This window comes from Diaphorobacter sp. HDW4A (assembly GCF_011305995.1).
In the GTDB taxonomy this organism is placed as follows: domain Bacteria; phylum Pseudomonadota; class Gammaproteobacteria; order Burkholderiales; family Burkholderiaceae_C; genus Diaphorobacter_A.
In genome coordinates, this window is record NZ_CP049910.1 from 4,659,405 (window position 1) to 4,685,792 (window position 26,388).

At 60.9% G+C, this 26,388-nt stretch carries 31 protein-coding genes; 5 read left to right on the forward strand and 26 right to left on the reverse strand.

The genetic code is table 11. From position 1 onward, the window contains the following. The first annotated feature begins 102 nt into the window (after positions 1–102). A complete protein-coding gene (locus G7047_RS21375; RefSeq protein WP_166312198.1) occupies positions 103–546 on the forward strand; it encodes a GNAT family N-acetyltransferase in 444 nt (147 codons plus the stop codon). Here G7047_RS21375 and G7047_RS21380 read toward each other — a convergent pair. From G7047_RS21380 to G7047_RS21495, 24 genes are all read right to left on the reverse strand, one after another. After that, complete coding sequence (locus tag G7047_RS21380) at positions 522–1,031, reverse strand: DUF523 domain-containing protein (protein ID WP_371813897.1); 510 nt, start codon at positions 1,029–1,031, stop codon at positions 522–524. The genes G7047_RS21375 and G7047_RS21380 overlap by 25 nt on opposite strands. A 43-nt stretch (positions 1,032–1,074) precedes the next feature. Then, positions 1,075–1,785 carry an SDR family oxidoreductase gene (locus tag G7047_RS21385; RefSeq protein WP_166309888.1) on the reverse strand — a complete coding sequence of 237 codons (711 nt, stop codon included), beginning with the start codon at positions 1,783–1,785 and terminating at the stop codon, positions 1,075–1,077. 208 nt (positions 1,786–1,993) lie between these two features. Beyond that, on the reverse strand, positions 1,994–2,500 hold the full coding sequence (locus G7047_RS21390; RefSeq protein WP_166309890.1) for a peroxiredoxin: 507 nt from the start codon (positions 2,498–2,500) through the stop codon (positions 1,994–1,996). A 124-nt stretch (positions 2,501–2,624) separates the two neighbouring features. Next, complete coding sequence (rpsQ, locus tag G7047_RS21395; RefSeq protein WP_166309892.1) at positions 2,625–2,894, reverse strand: 30S ribosomal protein S17; 270 nt, start codon at positions 2,892–2,894, stop codon at positions 2,625–2,627. A gap of 12 nt (positions 2,895–2,906) precedes the next feature. After that, positions 2,907–3,104 (reverse strand): 50S ribosomal protein L29, encoded by a 198-nt coding sequence (rpmC, locus tag G7047_RS21400; protein ID WP_166309895.1) that lies wholly within the window; start codon positions 3,102–3,104, stop codon positions 2,907–2,909. Between the two features lie 15 nt (positions 3,105–3,119). After that, positions 3,120–3,536 carry a 50S ribosomal protein L16 gene (rplP, locus tag G7047_RS21405; RefSeq protein WP_166309897.1) on the reverse strand — a complete coding sequence of 139 codons (417 nt, stop codon included), beginning with the start codon at positions 3,534–3,536 and terminating at the stop codon, positions 3,120–3,122. Between the two features lie 2 nt (positions 3,537–3,538). Continuing rightward, complete coding sequence (gene rpsC / locus G7047_RS21410) at positions 3,539–4,426, reverse strand: 30S ribosomal protein S3 (protein WP_166309899.1); 888 nt, start codon at positions 4,424–4,426, stop codon at positions 3,539–3,541. 16 nt (positions 4,427–4,442) lie between these two features. Beyond that, positions 4,443–4,775: a 50S ribosomal protein L22 gene (gene rplV, locus G7047_RS21415; protein ID WP_123295387.1), complete on the reverse strand. Its 333-nt coding sequence runs from the start codon at positions 4,773–4,775 to the stop codon at positions 4,443–4,445. Positions 4,776–4,784: 9 nt separating this feature from the next. Continuing rightward, the gene (gene rpsS, locus G7047_RS21420) at positions 4,785–5,063 is read right to left on the reverse strand and encodes a 30S ribosomal protein S19 (protein WP_047349368.1); all 279 of its coding nucleotides are present in this window, start codon (positions 5,061–5,063) and stop codon (positions 4,785–4,787) included. 10 nt (positions 5,064–5,073) lie between these two features. Continuing rightward, complete coding sequence (gene rplB, locus G7047_RS21425) at positions 5,074–5,898, reverse strand: 50S ribosomal protein L2 (RefSeq protein ID WP_166309901.1); 825 nt, start codon at positions 5,896–5,898, stop codon at positions 5,074–5,076. Between the two features lie 3 nt (positions 5,899–5,901). Further along, on the reverse strand, positions 5,902–6,237 hold the full coding sequence (gene rplW, locus G7047_RS21430; RefSeq protein WP_166309903.1) for a 50S ribosomal protein L23: 336 nt from the start codon (positions 6,235–6,237) through the stop codon (positions 5,902–5,904). After that, positions 6,234–6,854, reverse strand: a complete 621-nt coding sequence (gene rplD, locus G7047_RS21435) for a 50S ribosomal protein L4 (RefSeq protein WP_166309905.1) — start codon at positions 6,852–6,854, stop codon at positions 6,234–6,236. Before rplD ends, rplW begins: the two co-directional genes overlap by 4 nt. Next, the gene (gene rplC / locus G7047_RS21440) at positions 6,854–7,528 is read right to left on the reverse strand and encodes a 50S ribosomal protein L3 (protein WP_166309907.1); all 675 of its coding nucleotides are present in this window, start codon (positions 7,526–7,528) and stop codon (positions 6,854–6,856) included. Before rplC ends, rplD begins: the two co-directional genes overlap by 1 nt. A 270-nt stretch (positions 7,529–7,798) precedes the next feature. Beyond that, positions 7,799–8,110 (reverse strand): 30S ribosomal protein S10, encoded by a 312-nt coding sequence (gene rpsJ, locus G7047_RS21445; RefSeq protein WP_005796953.1) that lies wholly within the window; start codon positions 8,108–8,110, stop codon positions 7,799–7,801. A gap of 25 nt (positions 8,111–8,135) precedes the next feature. After that, on the reverse strand, positions 8,136–9,326 hold the full coding sequence (gene tuf, locus G7047_RS21450; protein WP_166309909.1) for an elongation factor Tu: 1,191 nt from the start codon (positions 9,324–9,326) through the stop codon (positions 8,136–8,138). A gap of 169 nt (positions 9,327–9,495) precedes the next feature. Next, a complete protein-coding gene (fusA, locus tag G7047_RS21455; RefSeq protein WP_166309911.1) occupies positions 9,496–11,604 on the reverse strand; it encodes an elongation factor G in 2,109 nt (702 codons plus the stop codon). 170 nt (positions 11,605–11,774) lie between these two features. Continuing rightward, entirely contained in the window at positions 11,775–12,248 is a 474-nt protein-coding gene (rpsG, locus tag G7047_RS21460; protein ID WP_166309913.1) for a 30S ribosomal protein S7, read from the reverse strand. A 169-nt stretch (positions 12,249–12,417) separates the two neighbouring features. Next, positions 12,418–12,795 (reverse strand): 30S ribosomal protein S12, encoded by a 378-nt coding sequence (gene rpsL / locus G7047_RS21465; protein WP_012202325.1) that lies wholly within the window; start codon positions 12,793–12,795, stop codon positions 12,418–12,420. A 66-nt stretch (positions 12,796–12,861) separates the two neighbouring features. After that, positions 12,862–13,026: a hypothetical protein gene (locus G7047_RS21470; protein ID WP_166309916.1), complete on the reverse strand. Its 165-nt coding sequence runs from the start codon at positions 13,024–13,026 to the stop codon at positions 12,862–12,864. A gap of 65 nt (positions 13,027–13,091) precedes the next feature. Beyond that, entirely contained in the window at positions 13,092–14,255 is a 1,164-nt protein-coding gene (locus G7047_RS21475) for a D-alanyl-D-alanine carboxypeptidase family protein (RefSeq protein ID WP_166309918.1), read from the reverse strand. A 74-nt stretch (positions 14,256–14,329) separates the two neighbouring features. After that, positions 14,330–14,977 (reverse strand): alpha/beta hydrolase, encoded by a 648-nt coding sequence (locus G7047_RS21480; RefSeq protein ID WP_166309920.1) that lies wholly within the window; start codon positions 14,975–14,977, stop codon positions 14,330–14,332. 78 nt (positions 14,978–15,055) lie between these two features. Continuing rightward, on the reverse strand, positions 15,056–15,415 hold the full coding sequence (locus G7047_RS21485) for a ferredoxin (RefSeq protein ID WP_166309922.1): 360 nt from the start codon (positions 15,413–15,415) through the stop codon (positions 15,056–15,058). Between the two features lie 9 nt (positions 15,416–15,424). Next, a complete protein-coding gene (locus G7047_RS21490) occupies positions 15,425–16,522 on the reverse strand; it encodes a VanZ family protein (RefSeq protein WP_166309924.1) in 1,098 nt (365 codons plus the stop codon). A gap of 25 nt (positions 16,523–16,547) precedes the next feature. Beyond that, positions 16,548–16,970 carry a CopD family protein gene (locus G7047_RS21495; protein WP_166309926.1) on the reverse strand — a complete coding sequence of 141 codons (423 nt, stop codon included), beginning with the start codon at positions 16,968–16,970 and terminating at the stop codon, positions 16,548–16,550. Between the two features lie 214 nt (positions 16,971–17,184). On the opposite strand from G7047_RS21495, the gene G7047_RS21500 reads away from it, so the two are divergent. The 3 genes from G7047_RS21500 to G7047_RS21510 all read left to right on the forward strand — a co-directional run bounded on the left by G7047_RS21500 (position 17,185) and on the right by G7047_RS21510 (position 20,470). Beyond that, on the forward strand, positions 17,185–17,955 hold the full coding sequence (locus G7047_RS21500; RefSeq protein WP_166309928.1) for a M48 family metalloprotease: 771 nt from the start codon (positions 17,185–17,187) through the stop codon (positions 17,953–17,955). A gap of 215 nt (positions 17,956–18,170) precedes the next feature. Next, the gene (hemB, locus tag G7047_RS21505; RefSeq protein WP_166309930.1) at positions 18,171–19,181 is read left to right on the forward strand and encodes a porphobilinogen synthase; all 1,011 of its coding nucleotides are present in this window, start codon (positions 18,171–18,173) and stop codon (positions 19,179–19,181) included. A 26-nt stretch (positions 19,182–19,207) separates the two neighbouring features. Next, entirely contained in the window at positions 19,208–20,470 is a 1,263-nt protein-coding gene (locus G7047_RS21510; RefSeq protein WP_166309932.1) for a magnesium transporter CorA family protein, read from the forward strand. A gap of 19 nt (positions 20,471–20,489) precedes the next feature. On the opposite strand, the gene G7047_RS21515 is transcribed toward G7047_RS21510, so the two are convergent. After that, on the reverse strand, positions 20,490–22,481 hold the full coding sequence (locus G7047_RS21515; protein WP_166309934.1) for a histidine kinase: 1,992 nt from the start codon (positions 22,479–22,481) through the stop codon (positions 20,490–20,492). After that, entirely contained in the window at positions 22,462–23,169 is a 708-nt protein-coding gene (locus G7047_RS21520; RefSeq protein WP_166309936.1) for a response regulator transcription factor, read from the reverse strand. Before G7047_RS21520 ends, G7047_RS21515 begins: the two co-directional genes overlap by 20 nt. A 114-nt stretch (positions 23,170–23,283) precedes the next feature. Here G7047_RS21520 and G7047_RS21525 point away from each other — a divergent pair, with 114 nt between their 5' ends. Beyond that, complete coding sequence (locus G7047_RS21525) at positions 23,284–26,370, forward strand: Ig-like domain-containing protein (RefSeq protein ID WP_166309938.1); 3,087 nt, start codon at positions 23,284–23,286, stop codon at positions 26,368–26,370. Positions 26,371–26,388: the final 18 nt, after the last annotated feature.

Sequence of the window (26,388 nt, forward strand, 5' to 3'; positions counted from 1 at the left end):
TTTTGCGCGCGGAAGCCTCAGCGTCTGCAGCCGCGCCCTTGATTGCCCGTGGACGACCACTCACACTCCATCTCCCTGACCACGCCCACGCAACCCCGCGAGATGGAAGTGGTGCGTGATATCTTCCGCGAATATGCCGGAACGCTGGACGTCGATCTGTCATTTCAGGATTTCGAAGAGGAACTGACCACCCTGCCCGGTGAATACGCCGCACCGCGCGGCCAGATCCTGCTGGCCTATGTGGATGGAAGCCTCGCGGGCTGCTGCGCCCTGCGGCCACTGGACGCGGCCGACTACACCAACGCCGCCGAAATGAAACGCCTCTATGTGCGCAAGGCATTTCGCGGTTTTGGCCTGGGCCGTACTCTGGTCGAGGGCATTCTGGATGCCGCACGCCTTTCCGACTACGCCTGCGTGCTGCTCGACACGCTCGACGGCATGGAATCCGCACGTGCGCTCTACGCCGATCTCGGCTTCGAAGAAATCCCACCGTACTATCACAACCCCGTGGCGGGCTCCCATTACCTCAAGGTCGATCTCGACTGAGTTGCGCGCTCGATGGCGGCCAGGCACGCCGCCGCCTCGTCCCACTGGTTCTCGCTGAACACCTGCACGCCAACGGCCCTCAGCGCCGCAGCGGTCACCCCGTCGCGCTCCACGCGGACACCCGAGAAGCTGCCATCGGCAATCCATGAACTGCCGCACGACGGACTACCCTCCTTGAGCACCGCCACGCGAATGTCGAACTCCCGCGCCACATGCACGGCCCTCTCCGCGCCCAGCACGAAGGCCACGGACACATCCCTGCCGTCGTGATCAACCACGTGTGAGCGGTGCATGAGCACATCGGCGCCCGACGCGCCCACATCGATCTCCGCAGGCGCTCTCGGCGTCGGCAGCCCGCCCTCCATCTCCGGACACAGCAGGCGCAGCCGCCCCTCGGACTGCCAGCGCTCCGGCACCGGATGAACGCAGCGCTTGCTGCCGCCATCGTAGCGCACGGGTAGGCCCATCAGGCAGGCACTGACCATCACTTGCAGCACGGTAACCTCGGTGATTCGAACAATGCGGAATTCACACGCCGTGCATCAGGCCACCATCCACGCGCAGGTTCTGCCCGGTGATGTAGCTCGCTGCATCCGAGGCCAGGAACGCAATCGTCGCTGCGACCTCTTCGGCTTTGCCGTAGCGTTGCATCGGCACGGCGGCGCGTCGCTCTTCCTTCGCAGGCAGGCTGTCGATCCAGCCCGGCAGCACGTTGTTCATGCGCACCCCATCCTTGGCGAACTGGTCGCAGAAGATCTTCGTGAAGGCCGCCAACCCGGAGCGCGCCATAGCCGACGTGGGAAACATCTCCGAAGGCTCGAACGTCCATGCCGTGGAGATGTTCACGATGGCACCCCCACCCTGCTTCTGCATGATCGGCGCGACGATGCGCACAGCACGCACGACGTTGAGGAAATAAACCTCAAGGCCCTTGATCCAGTCGGCATCCGATATTTCCAGCAACGGCCCCTTGGGGCCATGCCCGGCGCCGTTCACCAGCACATCGATGCGGCCCCAGCGCGCCATCACCGCATCGGCGAGCTTCTGAATGTCCGCCACGTTTTGATTCGAGCCCGTCACGCCGATCCCGCCCAGCTCCGTAGCCAGCGCCTCACCACGCCCGGACGATGAGAGAATCGCCACCTCGAACCCATCCGCACGCAGCTTGCGCGCCGCAGCGGCCCCCATGCCACTGCCGCCAGCGATGACCACCGCCACCTTCAAAGACTTTTCACTCATCATCATCTCCAAATTAGTGGCTCGAATATAGCGGGCCTCAGCGGTGACGTCGCAGATCGAGTCTGCCCAACACAATGCCGAGAAAGCCCTGCAGGCCATACACCGAAGCCACAAGCCTCGCAAACAACACGCCCAGAAAAGAAAAAGACCCGCAGAACAAACTGCGAGCCCTTCTGAACGAACTCCAGCAAGGAGTTCAACGAATCAATCAAGCCTTGGCTTGCTTGAGCATGGTGTCGGCATCGCTCACTTCGAACTTGCCGGGACCTTCGACGTTTAGGGTTACCACCTTGCCGTCCTTGACCAGCATGGAATAGCGATTGCTGCGCAGACCCAGACCCTTGCCGTTCAGATCGAGTGTCAGGCCGGTAGCCTTGGCAAAAGCGGCGTCGCCGTCGGCCAGCATGCGTACCTTGCCGTCCGTCTTCTGATCACGCGCCCAAGCGCCCATGACGAACGCGTCGTTCACCGAGAGGCACCAGATTTCGTCCACACCGGCGGCATTGAGTGCAGCAGCCTGCTCGACGTAGCCGGGCACGTGCTTGGCGGAGCAAGTGGGCGTGAATGCGCCTGGAACAGCAAAAATGGCAATCGTTTTGCCAGCTGCCGCCTTCTGTACGTCCACAGCGTTCGGGCCGATGCTGCAACCGCCGCCTTCGACTTCCGAGTATTCCATCAGCGTTGCTGCGGGAAGGATGTCACCTACTTTGATCATGCTTTGCTCCTTGTTGAGATGTGAACGATTGGGCGCACGATCATCTTCCGGACGCCCAAAAAGAAAAACGACCCACATTGTGGGTCGTTTCTTCAGGCCTTGCAGCCGGTGGAGCCTTTAAGGCTTACACCAGAGCAGCCTTTTGCACCAAGCGGGTAGCAACCCAGTTCTTGGTCTTGGACAGCGGGCGGCTTTCCGTGATTTCGATGGTGTCACCCGTCTTGTATTCACCGTTTTCGTCGTGCGCGTGGTACTTGCTCGAACGAATCATGATCTTGTCATAGATCGGGTGCTTCACGCGACGCTCTACGAGCACCGTCACAGTCTTAGCGCGCTTGTCGCTCACCACCTTGCCAATCAAGGTGCGCTTGAGGGATGTTTTAGCTTCCGTCATGTCGGCTCCTGATTACTTGGCGGCTTGCTTTTCAGCAAGAATGGTCTTGGCACGGGCGATGTCGCGGCGGGTGGCCTTCAACGTCGCTGTGTTACCCAGTTGTTGCGTAGCCTTTTGCATGCGCAGACCAAAGTGAGCCTTTTGCAGGGACTTCACTTCGGCTTCGAGGCCGGCTACGTCTTTTTGGCGGAGTTCAGCAGATTTAGTCATTTCAATATCTCCTGATCAAGCGCCAATTTGACGAGCAACGAAGGTCGTGCGCAGTGGCAGCTTTGCAGCAGCCAGGCGGAACGCTTCGCGAGCCAGTTCTTCGGGCACACCAACGATCTCGTAGAGCACCTTGCCGGGCTGAATTTCAGCGACGTAGTACTCTGGATTGCCCTTACCGTTACCCATACGGACTTCGGCTGGCTTTGTCGAGATTGGCTTATCGGGGAACACACGGATCCAGATACGACCACCGCGCTTGACGTGACGCGAAATCGCGCGACGAGCGGCTTCGATCTGACGGGCCGTCAGACGGCCGCGATCAGTGGACTTCAGACCGAAATCGCCAAAAGCAACGGAGTTGCCGCGTGTGGCGATACCGGTATTGCGGCCTTTTTGTTCCTTACGGAACTTGCGGCGTGCAGGTTGCAGCATCTTTATTCTCCTTTGCCGTCCGCTGCTGTAGCGGGCGCGTCAGTCTTGCGAACGCGCTTAACGGCGGTTGCGTCGGTGCCACCGGCACCAGCGGGCTTGTCGCTACCATCAGCAGGAGCTGTGTTGGTACCGCCAGTACGGCGAGGACCACGGCCTGCACCTGGACGACCATCACCGCGACCGTCACGACCATCGCGGCGTGGGCCACGTGGGCGACGCTCGTCGTCAGGACGTGGTGTCTCGACGGCTGGCAGATCGTTGCGACCCAATGTGTCGCCCTTGTAGACCCAGACCTTCACGCCGATCACACCGTAGGTGGTCTTGGCTTCGGAGGTGCCGTAGTCGATGTCGGCGCGCAGGGTGTGCAGTGGCACACGGCCTTCGCGGTACCACTCGGTACGTGCGATTTCGATACCGTTCAGACGGCCAGCCGACATGATCTTGATACCTTGAGCACCCAGACGCATGGCGTTTTGCATGGCGCGCTTCATGGCACGACGGAACATGATGCGCTTTTCGAGCTGCTGGGTGATCGAGTCAGCGATCAGCTTGGCATCGATTTCAGGCTTGCGCACTTCTTCGATGTTCACTGCCACTGGCACGCCCAAGCGAGCGGCGAGCTCCTTCTTGAGCGCTTCGATGTCTTCGCCCTTCTTGCCGATCACGACGCCCGGACGAGCCGAGTAAATCGTGATGCGTGCGTTCTTGGCAGGACGCTCGATCAGAACGCGCGAAACGGCTGCGTTCTTCAGCTTGGCCTTCAGGTACTCGCGCACCTTGATGTCTTCGGCCAGCATGCCCGCGAAATCGCGGTTGCTTGCGTACCAACGGCTTGCCCAGTTGCGGCTAACTGCAAGGCGGAAGCCGGTTGGGTTGATTTTCTGTCCCATTTTCTTCCCTTAGGCCTTAGTTACCCACAGTCACGTACACATGGCACGTGGGCTTGCTGATGCGATTGCCGCGGCCCTTGGCGCGAGCGGTGAAACGCTTGAGTGTGGTGCCTTGCTCGACGTAGATGGTCTTGACGCGGAGTTCGTCAATATCAGCACCGTCATTGTGCTCAGCGTTAGCGATTGCCGACTCGAGAACCTTCTTGATGATCACAGCAGCTTTTTTCTGTGTGAATTGCAAGGTGTTCAGAGCTTGGTCAACCTTCTTGCCACGGATGAGATCCGCTACCAGGCGACCCTTGTCAACCGACAGACGGACGCCCCGGAGGACTGCACGTGTTTCAGACATGGTCGTTCCTTATTTCTTCTGGACTTTTTTGTCCGCGGGGTGACCCTTGAAGGTGCGCGTCAGGGCGAATTCGCCCAGCTTGTGGCCCACCATCTGGTCGGTAACATAGACCGGCACGTGTTGCTTGCCGTTGTGCACAGCAATGGTCAGACCGATGAAATCGGGCAGAACCATGGAACGACGCGACCAAGTCTTGACTGGCTTCTTATCCTTGGTGGCGATGGCCTTTTCGACCTTTGCCAGCAAGTGATGGTCAACAAATGGGCCCTTTTTGAGAGAACGTGTCATTTGCTACCCCTTACTTCTTACGACGCGACACGATCATGGTCTGTGTGCGCTTGTTGTTACGGGTACGGTAGCCCTTCGTCAGGTTACCCCATGGGTCAACTGCGTGACGGCCTTCACCGGTACGACCTTCACCACCACCGTGTGGGTGATCGATTGGGTTCATTGCAGTACCGCGGACGGTCGGACGGATACCCATCCAACGCTTCACACCGGCCTTGCCCAATTGGCGCAGGCTGTGTTCTTCGTTGGCGACTTCACCGATTGTGGCGCGGCACTCGATATGAATCTTGCGCACTTCGCCAGAGCGCATACGCACTTGAGCGTATGTGCCTTCACGGGCCAGCAGAGTTGCCGAAGCACCTGCGGAACGTGCGATCTGGGCACCAGCGCCGGGCTTGAGCTCGATGCAGTGAATGGTCGAACCCACCGGAATGTTGCGGATGGGCAGGGTGTTGCCGACGCGGATCGGAGCTTCCGAACCGGAGATCAGCGTTGCACCGACTTCCACATTGCGCGGGGCGATGATGTAGCGACGCTCGCCGTCTGCGTAGCACAGCAGTGCAATGTGCGCAGTACGGTTTGGATCGTATTCAACGCGCTCAACCTTGGCGGGGATACCGTCCTTGTTGCGCTTGAAGTCCACCACGCGATAGTGGTGCTTGTGACCACCGCCCTTGTGACGGGTAGTGATGTGACCGTTGTTGTTACGGCCAGCCTTCTGGAATTGTGGCTCCAGCAGGGCTGCGAACGGAGCACCCTTGTGCAGGTGATCACGTGTGACCTTCACCGCGCCACGTTGGCCCGGTGTGGTTGGTTTCAGCTTGATAACGGCCATGGTTTACGCAGCCTCCCCGGACAGGTTCAGCTCTTGACCTTCCTTCAGCAGCACGTATGCCTTGCGAACGTTGTCGCGACGGCCCACGGTCTTGCCAAAGCGCTTGGTCTTGCCCTTCGTGTTCACCACAGAAACGCCCTGCACCTCAACCTTGAACATCAATTCCACAGCGGCCTTGATTTCTGGCTTGGTAGCGTTCTGCAGCACCTTGAATGTCACAGCGTTGGACTTCTCAGCAACCATGGTGGCCTTTTCGGACACGATGGGAGCGACCAACACTTGCATCAGACGGCCTTCTTCGAAGGTGCGCTGTGCTGTAGTCGGATTAGTGCGGCTCATGCGAACATCTCCTTGAGCTTGTCGAGGGCACCCTTGGTGACGAGCACCTTCTTGTAGTGCACCAGCGACACCGGATCTGCATAACGTGGCTCGGTCACGAACACGTTCTTCAGATTGCGGGAAGCGAGGTACAGGTTCTCGTCCACTTCGTCAGCAATCACCATCACGGATTGCAGATTCATGGCCTTGAACTTGTCGGCCAGGACCTTGGTCTTGGGCGAGTCGAGCTTGAGGGATTCAACCACGGCCAGACGACCGTCGCGGGCCAGTTGGGACAGGATCGAAGCCATACCAGCGCGGTACATCTTCTTGTTGATCTTCTGCGTGAAGTTTTCTTCAGGCAGATTCGGGAACACGCGACCACCCCCACGCCACAGTGGCGAGGAAGTCATACCGGCACGTGCGTTGCCAGTACCCTTTTGCTTGAAAGGCTTCTTGGTCGAATGCTTGACCTGCTCGCGGTCCTTCTGGGCGCGAGTGCCTTGACGGCCGTTGGCGCGGAAGGCAACAACGATCTGGTGAACCAGGTCTTCGTTGTACTGACGGTCGAAAACGGTCTCGGGCACATCGATCTTCGATGCGGCCTGGCCTTGTTCATTCAGGAGTTCGAGCTGCATTAGTTCGCTCCTTTGGAAGCGGCTGCCTTGATGGCGGGACGCACTGTCACGAAGCCACCCTTGGAGCCCGGAACAGCGCCCTTGATCATGAGCAGTTGACGTGCTTCGTCGATGCGAACCACGTCGAGATTTTGAGTGGTGACAGTTTCGTCGCCCATGTGACCAGTCATGCGCTTGCCAGGAAACACGCGACCTGGATCCTGCGCCATACCGATCGAGCCTGGAACGTTGTGCGAACGGCTGTTACCGTGCGACGCGCGTTGCGAGCTCATGTTGTGACGCTTGATCGTACCGGCGTAGCCCTTACCGATCGAAGTGCCTTGCACGTCGACCTTCTGGCCCACCGCGAACAGCTCTGCCACGGGCAGAGTTGCACCTGCGGCGTACTTGCCAGCAGTTTCAGCGGTCACGCGGAATTCACGGATCACTTCACCGGCTTCCACACCCGCCTTGGCGAGGTGACCGGCTTGAGGCTTGGTCACACGCGAAGCTTTGCGCGAACCGAATGTCACTTGCAGCGACACGTAGCCATCGTTCTCTTGGGTTTTCACCTGGGTCACGCGGTTGTTAGAAACATCCACCACTGTGACAGGAATCGCATCCCCGTCATCAGTGAACAGACGCATCATGCCCACCTTGCGGCCCAGCAACCCGAGGGAGTTGCTCAGACTCATTGGTTTTCTCCAGTACTTCCGCCGCTCCGACTTCAATTGGCCAGAACGTTTGCACTACGTGCCCTGCACCCAAAGTGCGCGAAAGAAGGTTAATAAAACTCCGCACTTTCTACCCATTCCCAATGCCGCAAGGGTTAACCCGATGCCTCATTCAGGACGCAAAAATGCGAAGCTCAAAAGTATAACGCGGACTGCCCTTTCAAGCAAGCCCGCGTTATTATGGTACGAAGCCCTACCAGCCCCGTACCCTTTGCGCAACAACCAGAACGCTTATTGCAGCTTGATTTCCACGTCGACGCCGGCTGGCAGGTCGAGCTTCATCAGAGCGTCAACCGTCTTGTCGGTGGGGTCAACGATGTCCATCAGACGCTGGTGCGTACGGATTTCCAGCTGGTCGCGGCTCGTCTTGTTGACGTGGGGCGAACGCAGGATGTCGAAACGCTTCATGCGTGTCGGCAGCGGCACTGGGCCCTTGACGATCGCACCGGTGCGCTTGGCGGTATCAACGATTTCGGCTGCAGACTGGTCGATCAGCTTGTAGTCGAATGCCTTCAGGCGGATACGGATTTTTTGCTTTGACATTTTGTAATTCCTAGTTTTCTAAGAATTACGCAATGATCGTGGCAACCACGCCGGCGCCGACGGTACGGCCACCTTCGCGGATAGCGAAACGCAGACCTTCTTCCATGGCGATCGGAGCGATCAGCTTCACGGTGATGGACACGTTGTCGCCAGGCATGACCATTTCCTTGTCAGCAGGCAGAACGATCGAACCGGTCACGTCCGTTGTACGGAAGTAGAACTGAGGACGATAGTTGTTGAAGAACGGAGTGTGACGGCCGCCTTCGTCCTTGGACAGAACGTACACCTCAGCAGTGAACTCGGTGTGCGGCTTGATCGAACCGGGCTTGCACAGCACTTGGCCGCGCTCGACGTCTTCGCGCTTCGTGCCGCGCAGCAGCAGACCCACGTTGTCGCCAGCTTGACCTTGGTCCAGCAGCTTGCGGAACATTTCCACGCCAGTGACCGTAGTCTTCTGTGTGTCCTTGATACCGACGATTTCGATTTCTTCGCCGACCTTGACGATACCGCGCTCGATACGGCCTGTCACCACGGTACCACGACCGGAGATCGAGAACACGTCTTCCACTGGCATCAGGAAAGCACCGTCCACAGCGCGCTCAGGCGTTGGGATGTAGGTGTCCAGAGCTTCAGCCAGCTTCATGATGGCAGGCTCGCCCTTGTCGGATTGGTCGCCTTCCAGAGCCAGCTTGGCCGAACCACGAATGATCGGGGTGTCGTCGCCCGGGAAGTCGTACTTGTCGAGGAGTTCGCGAACTTCCATTTCGACCAGCTCGAGCAGCTCTTCGTCATCCACCATGTCGCACTTGTTCAGGAACACGATGATGTAAGGAACGCCAACCTGACGGGCCAGCAGGATGTGCTCGCGGGTCTGGGGCATTGGGCCGTCAGCAGCGGAGCAAACCAGGATCGCGCCGTCCATCTGGGCAGCACCCGTGATCATGTTCTTCACATAGTCAGCGTGACCTGGGCAGTCAACGTGAGCGTAGTGGCGGTTGGCCGTTTCGTACTCGACGTGAGCGGTGTTGATCGTGATACCGCGAGCCTTTTCTTCGGGCGCAGCATCGATCTGGTCGTAAGCCTTGGCTTCGCCGCCAAACTTCTTCGACAGAACGGTAGCGATAGCAGCCGTCAGCGTGGTCTTGCCGTGGTCAACGTGACCGATGGTACCGACGTTGACGTGCGGCTTGGTCCGTTCAAACTTTTCTTTTCCCATTTGTTTCTCCAAAAAGAGCAATGTGCGTGTTCAGGTTTAACGTCTGCACCCGATTGCTTGATCGCCCCGCACGCAGCAACAGGACGGCACCGGATCGCAGATTGCAAAAAATTTTGCGAATTCTGCTCTGGGTGTCCGGTCATCGACCGGACACCCAGATTGCGCTCAATTACTTGGCGCGGGCTGCAACGATGGCTTCAGCCACGTTGCGTGGAGCTTCAGCGTAGTGCTTGAATTCCATCGTGTAAGTAGCGCGGCCTTGCGTTTGCGAACGCAGCGACGTTGCGTAGCCGAACATTTCCGACAGCGGCACTTCTGCCTTGATGGCCTTGCCGCCACCAACCATGTCTTCCATGCCCTGCACCATACCGCGGCGTGACGACAAGTCACCCATCACGGTACCGGCGTAGTCTTCAGGCGTTTCCACTTCCACGGCCATCATTGGCTCGAGGATGACCGGAGAAGCCTTGCGAGCGCCTTCCTTGAAACCGAAGATGGCAGCCATCTTGAACGCCATTTCGTTCGAGTCCACATCGTGGTACGAACCAAAAGTCAGGCGAACCTTGACGTCAACCACTGGGTAGCCAGCCAGCACGCCGGAAGTCAGCGCTTCGATCACGCCCTTCTCCACCGCAGGGATGTATTCGCGTGGAACCACACCGCCCTTGATTTCGTCGACGAACTCGAAGCCCTTGCCAGCTTCTTGCGGCTCAAGCGTCAGAACCACGTGACCGTATTGACCCTTACCGCCGGACTGACGAACGAACTTGCCGTCCACGTCGGTAACTGTCTTGCGGATTGTTTCGCGGTAAGCCACCTGTGGCTTGCCCACGTTGGCTTCCACGTTGAATTCGCGCTTCATGCGGTCAACGATGATTTCCAGGTGCAGCTCGCCCATACCGGCGATGATGGTCTGACCGGATTCTTCATCGGTACGCACGCGGAACGATGGATCTTCTGCAGCCAGACGCGACAGAGCAATACCCATCTTTTCCTGGTCGGCCTTGGTCTTTGGCTCCACGGCCTGTGCAATCACAGGCTCAGGGAACACCATACGCTCAAGAACGATAGGCTGATCAACGTCGCTCAGCGTTTCGCCGGTCGTCACATCCTTCAGACCCACGCAAGCAGCGATGTCGCCAGCACGAATTTCGTCGACTTCGATACGCTCGTTGGCCATCATCTGAACGATACGGCCGATACGCTCCTTCTTGCCCTTCACCGCGTTGTACACGGTGTCGCCCTTGGTCAGAACGCCCGAATACACACGCACGAAAGTCAGCTGACCAACGAACGGGTCGGTCATCAGCTTGAACGCCAGAGCCGAGAACTTCTCACCGTCATCCGCCTTGCGCGACAGCTTCTTTTCTTCGTCGTCAGGATCGGTACCCGTCACATCGTCGATGTCCACCGGCGATGGCAGATAGTCGATCACGGCATCCAACATACGTTGCACGCCCTTGTTCTTGAACGCGGTACCGCACAGCATCGGCTGAATTTCGACGTTGATGGTACGAGTGCGCAAGCCGAGCTTGATTTCTTCTTCGGAGAGGTCACCCTCTTCCAAGTACTTGTTCATCAGCTCTTCGCTGGCTTCAGCCGCAGCTTCCACCATGTTCTCACGCCACTTCTGGGCATCAGCCTGCAGTTCTGCCGGGATGTCAGCGTAGTCGAACTTCATGCCTTGCGACGCTTCGTCCCAGATGATGGCCTTCATCTTGAGCAGGTCGACAACGCCCTTGAAGTTTTCTTCAGCGCCGATCGGGATCACCACTGGCACAGGGTTGGCCTTCAGGCGCAGCTTCATCTGGTCGTAGACCTTGAAGAAGTTGGCACCGGTACGGTCCATCTTGTTCACGAAGGCCAGGCGAGGCACCTTGTACTTGTTGGCTTGACGCCACACGGTTTCGGACTGTGGCTGCACACCGCCCACAGCGCAGTACACCATGCAAGCGCCGTCCAGCACGCGCATCGAGCGCTCGACTTCAATCGTGAAGTCAACGTGGCCGGGGGTGTCGATGATGTTGAAGCGGTGCTCCGGGTACGACAGATCCATACCCTTCCAGAAGCAGGTCACTGCAGCGGAAGTGATCGTGATACCGCGCTCTTGCTCTTGCTCCATCCAGTCGGTGGTGGCAGCGCCGTCGTGCACTTCACCCAGCTTGTGGGTCACGCCTGTATAGAACAGGATACGTTCGGTCGTCGTTGTCTTGCCTGCGTCGATGTGCGCAGAGATACCGATATTGCGGTAACGCTCGATGGGGGTTTTGCGAGCCATGATGAATCCTTGGGTTAGATCGCTTTTTTCGTTGAGCCAGCGCTCGCATATGCGAGCGGTGATTCAGTCTTCAAGGGGCCTTAATCAACACAAGGCCGCAGCGCGCGAAGCACGCACGGCGGCCTTTATTGCATCGGGAAATGAACCCCTGATGACTTCCGATCAATAAATTAGAAGCGGAAGTGGCTGAAAGCCTTGTTGGCTTCGGCCATGCGGTGCACTTCGTCACGACGCTTCATCGCGCCGCCACGACCTTCAGTCGCCTCGACCAGCTCATTGGCCAGACGCTGAGCCATGGACTTCTCACCGCGCTTGCGAGCGGCTTCCTTGATCCAGCGCATCGACAGCGCCAGACGACGCACAGGACGCACTTCCACTGGGACCTGGTAGTTCGCACCGCCAACGCGACGCGACTTCACTTCGACCATAGGCTTCACATTGTTGATGGCCGTGACGAACACTTCCAGTGGATCCTTCTCAGGAGCCTTCTTGGAGATCAGGTCGAGAGCACCGTAAATGATGCGCTCGGCAACCGCCTTCTTGCCGCCTTCCATGATCACGTTCATGAATTTGGACAGCTCTACATTGCCGAACTTTGGATCCGGCAGAATTTCACGTTTGGGGACTTCGCGACGACGTGGCATTTTTTCACCTCTATCTTTGCTTCAGTTGGCACCGTTTCCGGCACCGCGAGAGCCAAAACTGGACTCCCACTTACTCGACCCACACAAAACACTTGCGCTTCGGGTCACTACGCTCTATCTCGCGCCACGCGGGATACAGCACCTTCTAATTTGTTCAGAAAACCAGGGCTTACTTGGCCTTAGGCTTCTTGGCACCGTACTTCGAACGGGATTGCTTACGGTCCTTGACGCCTTGCAGGTCAAGCGAGCCGCGCACGATGTGGTAACGCACACCTGGCAAATCCTTCACACGGCCGCCGCGCACCAGCACGACGCTGTGCTCTTGCAGGTTGTGGCCTTCACCGCCAATGTACGAGATGACCTCGAAACCATTGGTCAGGCGAACCTTGGCAACCTTACGCAGAGCGGAGTTAGGCTTCTTAGGCGTCGTGGTGTACACACGGGTGCACACGCCACGGCGCTGTGGGCAGTTTTCCATAGCAGGGCTCTTGGATTTAACAACTTCGACCGTGCGGCCCTGACGCACGAGTTGGTTAATGGTTGGCATTAAAAATGTCCCTAAACGTGAATTTGCTTCGTGAAAGCAAAAGGTTTATCCGCCCAGTTCCCCTCGTCAAAGGACTGAAAGCGAAAACGTGAATCCCTTCGGAATTTCCGAAAAGCCTTCTAATGTATCAGCTTGCGGGTTTTCGAGCAATCGCTGTTGCAATTCAACCGATTCCCCGCCCTGTTGAAGCCCCTCAAAAGCACCCATGCCCACCGGTTTCGCGGTGGGCATGGGCCTGCACAGATTTTGTCTGTGCGATTTCGTGCTCTCCAATCAGAAGCAAGCGATCATCTGAATCATTTGATCCACAAACGGATCGCATCCCAGGCACGGCCGAAAATGCCGGCCTGTGGCACATCTTCCAGCGCCTCCAGAGGCACGGCGCCGACCTGCTGGTCACCCAGCATGACCTTGAGAGTGCCGATCTTCTGCCCCTTGGTGAACGGGGCAATCAGAGGATCCTGACGTTCGATCTGCGTGGTGACCTTGCCAGCGCTGCCCGACGGCACGGTGATCACGATAGCTTCGGGACGGCCGATCTTGATCTTGTTGAGCGTGCCTTTCCAGACATCCGGCGTGGCGGCAGGCGCACCCGCATCGAACAGCTTGACCGAGTCGAACGCGGTGTAGCCCCAGTTCAGCAGCTTTTGCGATTCGTTGGCACGCGCCGATTCGCTGTTGGTGCCGAGCACGATGGAGAGCAGGCGACGTTGGCCGACATTCGGAAAGTCGCGCTTGGATGTGGCCACGAGGCAATAACCGGCGGCGGCGGTGTGACCGGTCTTCAGACCGTCCACGGTCGGGTCGCGAAACAGCAGCGAATTGCGGTTGTAGCTGTTGGACTCGGGGGTGCCGGGGTAGCGGTAGTTCTTGGTCGAGTAATAGTGCATGTACTCCGGGAAGTCCTTCATCAGCCGCTGAGCGAGCGTCGCCAGATCGCGCGCGGTGGTGAGGTGACCGGCAGCGGTCAGGCCTTCGGGGTTCATGTACTTGGTGTTGGTCATGCCGAGCGCCTTGGCCTGCTCGTTCATGAGGCGCACGAAGTTCTCCTCGCTCCCGCCCACGCCCTCGGCAAGCGCCATCGAGGCGTCATTGCCCGACTGAATGATCATGCCGCTGACCAGGTCGTTGACCTTCACCTGCATCTTGGGGTCGATGAACATGCGCGAGCCAGGCATCTTCCAGGCCTTGACGCTCACCGGCAAGGTCTGCTCGAGGCTGACCTTCTTGGCGCGCAGCGCGTCGAATACCACATAGGCCGTCATCAGCTTGGTGAGCGATGCGGGCTCGATCTGCGCATCGACGTCCTTGGCCGCGAGCACCTGGCCTGCGGTCACGTCCACCAGCAGATAGTTGCGCGCGGCAATTTCCGGAGGTTGAGGGACCTGGGCCAACACCAGCGTGGGGGCCAGCAGGGCGGCGCATGCGAGGTTTCGCATCGTGGACAGAACAGACTTCATGGGATCAGGCAATCGGAAACAAAACAAAAACGAAATGGAGTGAGTCGGGTCCGCGATGACGCAGGCTGCCGTACTCACAGCGCAGAAGCGGAACGCAGATGCCTCAGCACCAGCCCCTTGAGCAGCGGTAATTGTCCGTGAAAGAAATGACCACCCCCTGGGACGACGGTAACCGGGAGTATCTGAGACCGCGCCCAGTCCATGACCGAGGACAGCGGCACCGTATCATCCGCCTCGCCATGAACGATCAGTGTGCGCTCGTGAAGTTCCTGCGGAATGGACGCAACCTTGAATCGGCTTGCGGCAGTGCCGACCAACACGATCTGTTCGATCTGGCGCGAGGCGGCCAGCTTTTCGACCGCATGGCTGGTGACGAAAGAGCCGAAAGAGAAGCCGGACAGCGCAATTGGCCCCTCGGGCGCGACCTGCTCGATCACGGCCAGCAGATCGTCAAGCTCGCCCGTGCCGTTGTCATGCACACCTTCGGTCGCACCGACGCCGCGAAAGTTGAAGCGCACCGTTGTCCAGCCGCTTTGCACGAAGGCACGCGCCAGGGTCTGCACAACCTTGTTGTCCATGGTGCCGCCGAACAGTGGATGCGGATGGGCAACGATAGCGATACCGCGCGGCGCGGCGCCAGCAGCCACGACGGCCTGGTCGCGCAGGGCTTCGATGGAGCCCACGGGGCCGGTCAATGTCAGGCGTTCGGTTTGAGCGTTCACGTCAAGCTACCATTGAGATGAGACATGCCAAGCGATCGGCATGAAAAAGAAAACAGGATCGCGCGAAGAGCAGCGCGATCAGCGGCCCACATCGGGCGGGGTCAGCAGACGCTCGACCACCTTGCCGTTCTTGAGATGCGATTCGACAATCTCGTCGATGTCGCTCTCGTCAACGTAGGTGTACCAGGTCTCTTCTGGGTAGACGACCGCGATCGGTCCACCGGCGCAGCGGTCCAGGCAGCCCGCCTTGTTTACCCGCACCTTGCCGGGGCCCGCAAGTCCCGCGGCCTTAACGGCGGACTTGCAACGATCAAAGGCATCCTGCGCACCGTGGTGCGCACAGCTCTCTTCGCCGTTCTGACGGTCGTTGAGGCAAAAGAAAATGTGGCGCTGGTAGTAGCCAGTCTTCGCGTCCGGTGTCTGGGTGCTATCGGTCATGCGGGAATTCTAGGCCTCATCACTGCGCCGCGAAACTCTCATCACCACATACACCAGTGCAGCATAAGGCCAGATCCAGCCCAGCCATTGCGCCACGCCGTAAAAACGGATGAAGCGCCCCTGCTCCCAGGCCTGCAGCATCTGCGCGAAATAGGCGCTTGCAGGCGCCTGATTGAGCAGGTTCAGATGCAGCATCAGCGCCAGCAGCAACAGTGCGGCGCAGACCCGGCGCGGCACGATGACGAGCAGCATTGCCACAGCAATCCCGAGGCCCATGCCGATGCGCGTGGGCACACTCTGCCATTCCCAAGCATGGCTCGGACCATAGCTGAGCAGGAAGGTGAGCGCGGTGACGCCGACACCCACCACCGCCGTCACCAGCGTGAAGATCGCGCGCCGCCCCGCTCCACGGATGATGCAGTAGCCCAACAGGCAGGGAATCAGGATGCCGAGCAGCACCGCCAGCAGTTCGCGGCCAGGTGAGAGCGGCTCAAGCACGTCGTCGGTGACGGGAAGCCATTCGATGAAGGGTGTGTCAGAGAACCATTCTGTGAGCGCCATCTCGAGCCGCTCCCACATCTGCCCGAGCCCGAACGGTACCGACGCCGGAAACAGCAAAGCGAACGGCCACATCGCGAGCAGCACCAGTGCGCCGCGCGCCTGCGGCACGAACCAGCGCTCGCGAAAACGGCTCCAACGCGAGATCGCACCCAATTTTTCGAGCAACGCTGCCACCAACGCGCCGAGCAGCGTGCCCGCCGCGTTGAGTACCAGATCCATGTTGGACGGCACGCGGCGCGGCAGATAGATCTGAGTGAACTCCATGGCGAGCGACAGCAGCGTGCCGGCAAGAAACGCCACCGGCACGGCCGAGCGCGTCCAGCCAGTACGCAACAGCGCGAGTGCCAGCAGAAAACCCAGCGGAGCGTAGCCCGCGATATTGGTGTTGACGTCGAACCAAGTCCAGTACGGGGGCGGAATCCTTGCGAACAGAAAGACCCGCGGGTCCATGCCCTGCGTGCGCCAGCCGTCGAACGGGAACAGACTCGCAAAAACGATCAGCGCCGCATAGATCAGCGCAAGAGGCCAGGCGGAGGTCTTGTGCATGTCCGTGGGTGCCCCGGCAGCGGCGTCAGAAGGGTTTGAGCACCACCAGCAACACGGCACCGAGCAGCAGAAACACGGGCACCTCGTTGAACCAGCGGAACCATACATGCGAGCGTGTTGACTGACCGCTCGCAATCTTGCGCAGCAGCACGGCGCAGGCGTGGTGATAGCCGATCACCAGCAGCACGATGAACAGCTTGGCATGCATCCAGCCCTGCCCCCGCCCGATGCCGTAACCAAGCCAGAGCCACAACCCGAGACCCAGCGCCGGAACGGCAATCATGGTGGTGAAACGCAGCAGCTTGCGCGCCATGAGAAGCAGACGCTCGCGCTCGGCCAGCGAACCCGGTGTGACCATGGCGAGATTTACAAAGATACGGGGCAGATAAAACAGGCCCGCAAACCAACTGGCGATAAAGACGATGTGAAAGGCTTTGACCCAGAGCATCGTCCCAGTGTAAGCCAGCGCGCGTTTGCATTTGCGCACTTTCAGGTGCGAAAAGTCGTTCACCCCACAACGCGGCGCTACCAAGGCAGAGGAATGCGCTCCACGCAACGAACCCGTAACCTCTGCCGCAGACGAAATAACAACTAGAAACCACCATTACATAGACAACAGCTATGATAGATTACATCGATTCATACCAGCGAGGAGATAGCACATGAAAAAACGTTTGATGACAGCACTTGCGCTTGTAAGCGGCTTGGCCCTGACAGGGTGCGACACCATGAACTCAGGCAGTCTCGGTGGCATGGTGGAGGGCGGATCGTCAGCCATGAAGGCATTGAGCCTGTCTGATGCCGACATCGTCACGCTCTCCAACGAGTCGTGCGAAGCCATGGACGCAAAAAGCAAGATTGCGCCCGCTGGCAGCAAATACACGCAGCGCCTGAACAAGGTGGTTTCCGCCATGCCCGGCACGATCAATGGCAAGAAAGCAGTCTACAAGGTCTACATGACCGACGACGTGAACGCCTGGGCGATGGCCAACGGCTGCATCCGCGTCTACAGCGGACTGATGGACCTGATGAACGATGATGAACTGCGCGGCGTGATCGGCCATGAAATCGGCCACGTGGGCCTCGGCCACAGCAAGGCGCGCATGCAGACCGCGTATGCGGCATCAGCAGCGCGCACGATTGCAGCCAGCTCGGGGGGCGCCGTGGCAGCGCTATCGCGTTCGCAGGCCGGTGACTTGGCAGAAAAGGTCATCAATGCCCAGTTCTCGCAATCCCAGGAATCGGCAGCCGACGACTACTCGTTCGACCTGCTGACCGAAAAGAAGATGAATCGTCAGGGTCTCGTGACCTCCTTCCAGAAACTCGCCAAATTGAGCGGCGGCAGCAGCGGTGCAAGTTCCATCATGAGCTCGCATCCGCCATCGGAAGCGCGCGCCAAGCGCATGCAGGATCGTCTGGACGGGAAGAAGTAAGCATCCCCGATCCTTGGCGCGTCACTCCGTGAATGCGCTGATAACGGTTGCACAGCACTACGGCCCTATTGATTGAGCGAGGTAGTGACTCCCTTAGGCGTCCCCAAGCAATTGGGGACGCCTTTTTTTGTCTTTCGATTCGTTGGGTGTGGGGCTTTCCGCAGGTCAAAACATCGTGCGTACTACCTTTACTCAATGTGGAGCACAATTTCGGCATGCATCTCTCCAACCCGACTCCCTTCCCGATCAACCGTCCGCGCCGTCTGCGTCGCGACGCCTTCACCCGCAATCTGGTGCGCGAGAACACGCTCACGCCGCACGACCTGATCTATCCCGTGTTCGTGCACGAGGGCGCAAACAAGCGTGTGGCAGTGCCATCCATGCCTGGCGTGGATCGTCTCAGCTTGGACCTGCTGTTGCCCGTGGCCGAGGAGTGTGTGAAGCTGGGGATTCCAGTGCTGTCACTGTTCCCCTCCATCGAGCCTGAACTCAAGACGCCCGACGGCAAGGAAGCGCTGAACCCCGATGGCCTGATTCCACGCGTGGTGCGCAAACTGAAACAGGAATTCCCCGATCTGGGCGTACTCACCGACGTCGCGCTCGACCCTTACACCAGCCATGGTCAAGATGGCCTGCTCGACGAGACCGGCTACATCATCAACGACGACACCGTCGAAATCCTCGTCGGCCAAGCGCTCGCCCATGCCGAGGCGGGCGTAGACATCGTCGCGCCCAGTGACATGATGGACGGCCGCATCGGCGCGATCCGCGAGGCGCTCGAGTCGCACGGTCACATCCATACGCGCATCATGGCTTACAGCGCCAAGTTCGCCAGCGCCTTCTACGGCCCGTTCCGCGACGCGGTGAACACGCGCGGCGCGCTTGGCAAGGCCGACAAGAACGTCTATCAGATGGACCCCGGCAACTCCGACGAGGCACTGCGCGAAGTGGCGCTGGATCTGGCCGAAGGCGCCGACATGGTGATGGTCAAGCCCGGCATGCCGTATCTGGACATCGTGCGCCGCGTGAAGGACGAGTTCCACGTGCCCACCTTCGCCTATCAAGTCAGCGGCGAATACGCCATGATCAAGGCTGCGGCCGCCAACGGCTGGCTGGACCACGACAAGGTGATGATGGAAGCGCTGCTCGCGTTCAAGCGCGCCGGTGCGGATGGCGTCCTGACTTACTTCGCCATCGATGCAGCGAAATTGATGAAGGCCGCCTGAGACGTTTCGCGCCTTCCCGGGCCACAATGGGGGTTGCGCATTTTTTGCCGGAGCCCCCGTTGTCTGAACAGAATCCCGCAGCCTTCCGCGTTTTCCATGTCCGCCCTGGTGTGCCGGCACATGAACTTTTCGAGTTGCCGACCGCAGCGCCAGAAGCCGGTTTCTTCTGGATCGCCTGCACGCGTACTTTTCTGAGCGAGCATCTGCAGCGTGTCCAGACCACTCTGCAAGCGGTCACCGGCCAGCAGATCGTGGATCTTCATGTCTCCGACCTGCTCAACGCGCAATTGCCTTCGCACTACGACTACACCTCGCAGTACGACATGCTGGTGTTCCGGCGATTGGCGATGAACGGCAAGCAATTGATCACCAGTGCCGCCAGTGATCCGCAGGACCAACAGGGCGAAGCACCGAGCGCCGCGCCCGCCTTGCGCCGCATCCGCACCAGCGCAGTGGGTTTCGTGGTCTTCGATCAACTGTTGTTCTCTGTGCATCCCGACGATTGCACGGTGCGCGATGCCTATGCGACGCGGCTGCTGGCGCTCAAGACGAATGGAGTCACCAATGCTGCAACGGCTTCGCCCGTGGTCGATGCCCCCATCAGCAACCTGCCGCAGGAGACCAAACAACGCGACCTGCGCGCCGGCCCGATAACGGCACCGCGCATGCCGACCAGCCCCGCCGACGTCATGTTGCGCGTGGTGAATCTCATCGTCGATGGGTATCTCGACCTGCGCCGCGATCTATCGCGCCAGCTCGATCACTGGCAGGTCGAACTGCTGCGCCCCAAAGCCCGAGGCATCAACTGGACCGCGCTCCTCGAATCGCGTCTGGCGCTGCACCAGCTCGATGAAATCTGCGAGGACCAGCGCACCGCCGTGCAGGACTGGATTGACGCGGTGGAGGGCTGGCCCTTGCCGGAGACCGCTGCCGCCATGCGCGAGATCGAGCTGCTCAAGGTCCGCAGCCGCGACGTGCTGGAACATATCGAGCGCGTGGTGCACCACGTTCGCCGCCTCGAGCAAAGCGCCGAGACTGCCGTGCAAATGCACTTCTCGCTGCAGAGCAACCGAACCAACGACATCATGCGCACGCTCACGGCGCTCACTGCCGTTTTCCTGCCGTTGAACCTGATTGCGGGCATCTTCGGCATGAACTTCGAGTTCATACCGTTTCTCCACGTCAAACAGGGCTTCTGGTGGGCGCTCGGCACCATGGCGCTCATCGCCGTGGCGCTCACGTTGCTGTTCTGGCGCAAGCGCTATCTGGCGCGCACCGGGCAGAGCTGAGGGCACGTCACAACCTCAGTCAATCCTCGCGAGAGATCGGCAGCCATAGCGTGAAGCGGTTGCCGCACTCACTCCGCTCTGTCAGCCCCTGCCAGAAGACCTGCGCATGCAGCACCTTCGCCCGAACGCGCACGTTGTGCAACCCCTTGCGGCCCGGAATGGGATCGTTGCTGGGGATGAAACGACGCCCATCGTCCTGCACCTCGACCTGCACGCCCGACACGCCATCGCGCGCAAGCTCCCGCGTCTCCAGACTGATGCGCTGCGCTCCGCTGTGCTTGATGATGTTCGTGAACACCTCCTGCAATATGCGCAGCACATGCAGCGCGCTTTGCGCATCCAGCCACGACAGTTCGGGCAGATCCCGAACACGCCATTCGAGCTGCAGACCCGCGCCCTCGAGCCGTGGTGCGAGCCGATAGCGCAGCGAGGCCAGCAAAGCCAGCAGGTCGTGATCGAGCGGTTCAAGCGAGTCGATGGAAATCTTCAGATCGTCGATGCACTCCTTGAGCACCTGCGTCATGTTGAGCGTGGACGCGTCGCCATGCTCCACGAGTCGCAGCGCCGTCATCAGCGACGAGCCGACACCGTCGTGCATCTCGCGCATCAGGCGCTGGCGCTCCTGCAGCAGCGTCTGTTCGCGCTCCGCGACCAGCAGGCGTTCATGCGTCTGCGCCAGCTCACGCTCCTGCGCCAGCAGCCGCTCAGCCAGATGCGCGTTGGCGTTCCCGGCGGAGTCCAGCGCACCGTTGTAGCGCGTGAAAGCGATCACCAGAAACAGCGTGAACATGCCGACGTAGACATATGGCGTGAGATAGATGCCTTCGATGGACACGCGATAGCTCTGCAGCGCCAGATCGTGAATGCCGACGGGAAACGACAGCGCCACCCACGCCGCGAGCAGCACGTCGCCCAGCGTTCGCTGCCGCCACGCGCCGCGCACCGCCACGACCAGCACGAGAATTTCGGGTGGCAGCAATGCCAGACGCAAAAGCGGCAACATGCCCTCGTGCCCGACGCCCCACAGCGGCAGCGCCAGTACGACGATGGCTCCGGTGTAGGCCAGCAACACGCTCGCCAGCCACTGCCTGCGTTGGCGCTGCACTAGACACAAAAAGAAGAACGAGCACACCGACGTGCCCATCAGGCCGAGCTGTGTAAGCCACGAAAACCAGTCGTCGGACACCGAGATGCCCTCGTCATCGACCAGAAACTGCAGCGCCGCCAACACGTGGCTGATCGCCATGAGAAAGAACAACGCATAGACCTGCTCGCCGCGCCCCGGCCGCAGCAGCCACAGCACGAGTGCGAACACGCCCAGCACCAGATACGAGCCCTGGGACACCGCGATCAACTCGGTCTGCAATGCGCTGCGGATGCGCCAGTCCGGGCGCAGCTCGTCCGCAGGCCCGACCCAGACCGTCGACAGCGCCCCGCCCACGCCGGGCTCGCTCGCCATGCGCACATGCAGCGTCGCGTCGCGCCCGGCAAGCGCCGATGCGCGCCTGCTGGACAGATCGAGCCAGACCGGCCGGTTGAAGCTATTCCAGACCCGGCTGCCGCGCGTCTGCCAGAGCAACCCGCCGTCCAGATAGACTGCCACCGTGCCCACGGTCTGCCAGCGCGGAATATAAAGCCGCGTGCCCTGCCCCGCGTCGGTGAGCGCCTCTGCAGGCACAGGCATGCGGTACCACGCGACCTGCGGCTGTCCGGGCGAATGCGCGGCATCGGCCACCACCTCGCGCGAACGGGCGTGCGGCAATGCCACGTCGGACCAAGTCTGCGCGCCGTTCAACACGGCATCGTCTGATGCCGCGAGCGTGTCCGGGGGCGTCCATTGCGCGCTGTCCGAAGCCCAGAACGCCGCTTGAGTCAGATGCAGACTGCTGCTTGGCCGGTTCACGCCGCCCCCGAACAGCGACACGATCACCGCGATGATCACGAGCGCCGTCAGTATCGGCAACCATCCAGGGCGCCGCGAAGGTGGCGCTTCAGCGGCCCGGTCGGTCATCTTCGAGCAGCCCCTGACGGATGGCGGCATGCACGGCCTGCGCCCGTGTGCCGACCTGCAGCTTGGCGTAGATGCGGCGCACGAACGAGCGCACCGTGTGCCGGGTCACACCCAGCGCGCGGCCCACTTCGTCCAGCGTATGACCACGCGCGACCAGCCGCAGCACCTCGGCCTCGCGCTGCGACAGTGCGGTCTCAGATGTCGGCACAGAGAGAGGCTCAGCATACGGAATGGGAGACTGGCGCAGCAGCAACTTGCGCGCCACCATCGGGTTGATGGGGCTGCCGCCCGCATGCAGGCTGCGCAGTTCGTCAAGCACCGCAGGCGGAGCAAGATCCTTGAGCAGATAACCCATCGCGCCCGCCTCGATGGCGCGCAGCACATGGACCTCATCACCGAAGATAGTACTCACCATCGCCACAGCCCGCGGGCAGCGCGTGCGACACTCGGCGATCACGTCCAGTCCGCTGCCATCGGGCAGGCCCAAGTCCACCAGCAATACGTCGAGCTCGCCGCTGTTGTTCAACTGCGCCAGCGCCTCTTCGCGAGTGCCGACAGCCCAACCCAGTGCCATGTCGGGCGCCACCTCGATGGCCTCGATCAGCGCCTGACGGCAGGCGGCGTCGTCCTCCACCACCGCCACATGAATGGAATTTTCAGGGTCAGCAGACGGTTTCGAGAGAGACATGCGCGCATGTTCACACGTTTCCCCGACGCTGTCATGTAGCCCATTCGGGGGACATACAAACGCGCTTGGACATGGTCCACTCGCGTCGAAACCCCGAAGCCATTCCAAATCGTCATGCTCCCTCGGCCTTGTCTCGACCTGATTCAGCGCACATACCTGACCCGCTGGGCGCTGGTCGCGCCGTTCGCATTGGCACTCTCGGGCTGCTACAACGTAGGCCTGCCGATGTGGGTCGATGCCCCGCTGGTGGCGGATGGACAAATCACGACCCCGGGCAATCAGTACGACGGCTGGTCGCAGGAACTGGCCGTCAACGCGGACAGCAACGCCGAGCTCAAGTTCTCGCTCGCCACCCTGCCCTCGGGCGCCGTGCCGCAGATAGTGGTGGACAGCAACACCGCCAGCCATCTGGACGCCATCCAGTACCAACTCGACGCCAGCAAGATCGCCAGCGCCCGATTGGTGCTGCTGGTGGACGATGTGATCGCGCCAGGCTACCTCAGCATCCAGGCGCGCCACACGACAGGGTCGGATTGCTATCCGAGCGAATCGACCGCCCCCGCCTGCGCCAGCACCACGGGCGGCACCGCGCCCGCCAACGATGCGGACCAGCCGGGCACGCCGCTGCGCATCGCGCATGGCGGCTTCTTCAGCTTCGATGTCACGAACCTGGTCAAGCAGCGCATTGCCGATCCGGCTGCCCATTTTGTCGTGCGCGCGACCGCCGATCCATCGGACGGCTCCCGGGGCAGCTTCGTCATCGGCAGCAAGGAATCGCCGGTCACCCAGCAACTCGCGCATGGCGCGCGGCTCTACATCACGCTCACCGACGCCATGGGCTACAACAGCGCCATCCCGTCGACCTCGAACGTGCGGCGCTCCAGCACCAACGCCAGCGTAGCGGACACCCGCTACTACGGAGCCAACCCGCTCTGGCTGCAGAGCATGCTGGCGGGCGATGGCGCCTTCGCCTTCCTTATAGCGCCCAAGCTGCCGTCCCTGAGCAGTTCGACGCGTAGCGTCACTGCCATGATCGGCACCTCGGCCATCAAGCAGACCCTGATCACGCAAGCGCTCGGCGAAGCTCCGCCCGCCGCCGCACCAGCCACCACCGCGCAGGTCGACTGGTTCAGCGCCAACAAGCCCGAGTACATCTCCACGATCACCTGGAATCAGGGCTGGAGCCAGCCCGGCGCTACGCAGCTCATGGGCAGCTCGCCGCTGCGAAGCGGCGTGACCAGCCAGGTCCTCACCGTGGACACCAGCCAGGGCTACGCGGCGGACATCGTTCGCGCCTACAACCTGTCGGACACTGAAGAACAGAAATTCGCCGTTGCCGCCATCAGCAACACGCTCGAACCGGTGAAGATCGACAACCAGCCGGGCATCACCACCCGCTTCGTGAACGTCACCATTCCGCGCAAGCCCAGTCAATTCGCCGTTTTCTTCGACACCGACGACAGCGCCTACTCCCATGCGTGGTGCGCCGGGAGCGACCCCTACAACACGCCCTGCGTCTACCCCTCCGCGTCATTCACGTTCAAGGCGCGCATGGGCCAAAGCTATCCCTATGTGAACATCGTGCCCTATGTCGGCGACATCCCGGGCGCGACCACACGTGCCATGTTTCTCTCGGAAATGCATGTCGACGTGCCGAGGCGCGGCCCGAGCACCTCGCTGCAGCGGGACTGGGGCCTCGACGAATTCAAGACGCCTCAGGGCGGCGTCGGCTACTACCTGAGTCTCGGCACGGCCAATCGCGAGGTGGGCAGTTTCACCGGCCACGCCAGCATTCCCGGCCACAACGGGCGCTTCACACTCCACCTCGAAAACCTGCCCCTGCCCGCCCCCACGCTCGGCGGCCCGCAGACGCTGCAAACTCCTGTCGGTGCGAGCTCGATCAGCGTGGCCGCCAACGCCGCCTTGCCGTTTTCGCTCAACGTGAACGACGCCATCGTCAACACGCTGGACAACACCACCGACTGGCAATTTTCCAGCAGCGTCGCAGCGGACACCGTGCCCGCGCAGCTCACCCAGGGCAACGGCCATCAGAGCTTCGCGATGACCTTCACCGGCCCGGGCCCGCGCACGCTCACCGTGCGCAGCGTGGGGGACAGCAGCGTGGCGGCCAGTCTGCAGGTGATAGTGCAGGCGCTCACCGGCACCCAGCTTGCGGTCAGCAAGGCTCAGAGCGTGTTCGGTGAATCGGTGGAACTGACCGCCACCGTGGTCGGGGCGATGCAGCCCCCTGTCGGGCAGGTCGAATTCAGGGATGGCGCAACCAGCCTCGGCACGGTCGCGCTCGACACAAGCCAAACCGCGCGCCTCACGCTGACCAACCTGCCCGTGGGCAACCACAGCATCACCGCGATCTACGGCGGCATGGCCGCATCCGGCGTGCAGCCCTCGGAGTCCACCCCAGCGTCGCTGCAGGTCGCACGCGCGCAGACCGTCACCACACTGCAGCTCAGTCCCGCCCAGCTGACGATAGGCCAGCCCGTCACCGCCACGGTCGGCGTGACACCCACCGCGCCCGGTGCGGGCACGCCCACGGGCAGCATCACAGTAAGCGACGGCACCGCCACCTGCAGCATCAGCCTGCCTGCCAGCAGTTGCCCGCTGACGGCCAGCGCCTCGGGAACACTCTCGTTGACAGCCCAATACGCGGGCGACGCCTCGTTCGCGCCGAGCACCGGCCAGGCAAGCGCGGGCGTGGGAGTCAACGCATCGGCGGTGGACATCTCCGCCACGCCAACAGCCCCAGTGGCGGGCGATGCAATTCAGCTCACCGCCAGCGTCCAGCTTCAAACGTCAACCCAGACTCTGCGCGCCAAGGCCATGACCAATGCCAATGCCAATACGTTTGCCAAGGCCCTGCCCACGCCCGGCGGAAGCATCCGCTTCAGCGACAACGGCAAGCCCATCGGCACCGCCGCGCTCAACGCTACGGGCACAGCATCACTCACCCTGCCGGGTCTCGCCTATGGCAACCACAATCTGCAGGCGGTCTACAGCGGCGACGGCTATTACGCGGCAGCGACCAGTCAAGCGCTGAAACTCAGCGTGGGCGCGGGCGTCGCCACGCCCGTGCCCGCCACCTCATGGGTGAGCATGCTCGCGCTGATCTTCGGACTGGGCTGCGCGGGAGCCCTGCTCCATCAACGAACACAACGGAGGGCGAGGCGAAGCGAAAGCAGGTGATGCGAAACGGACGCGCTC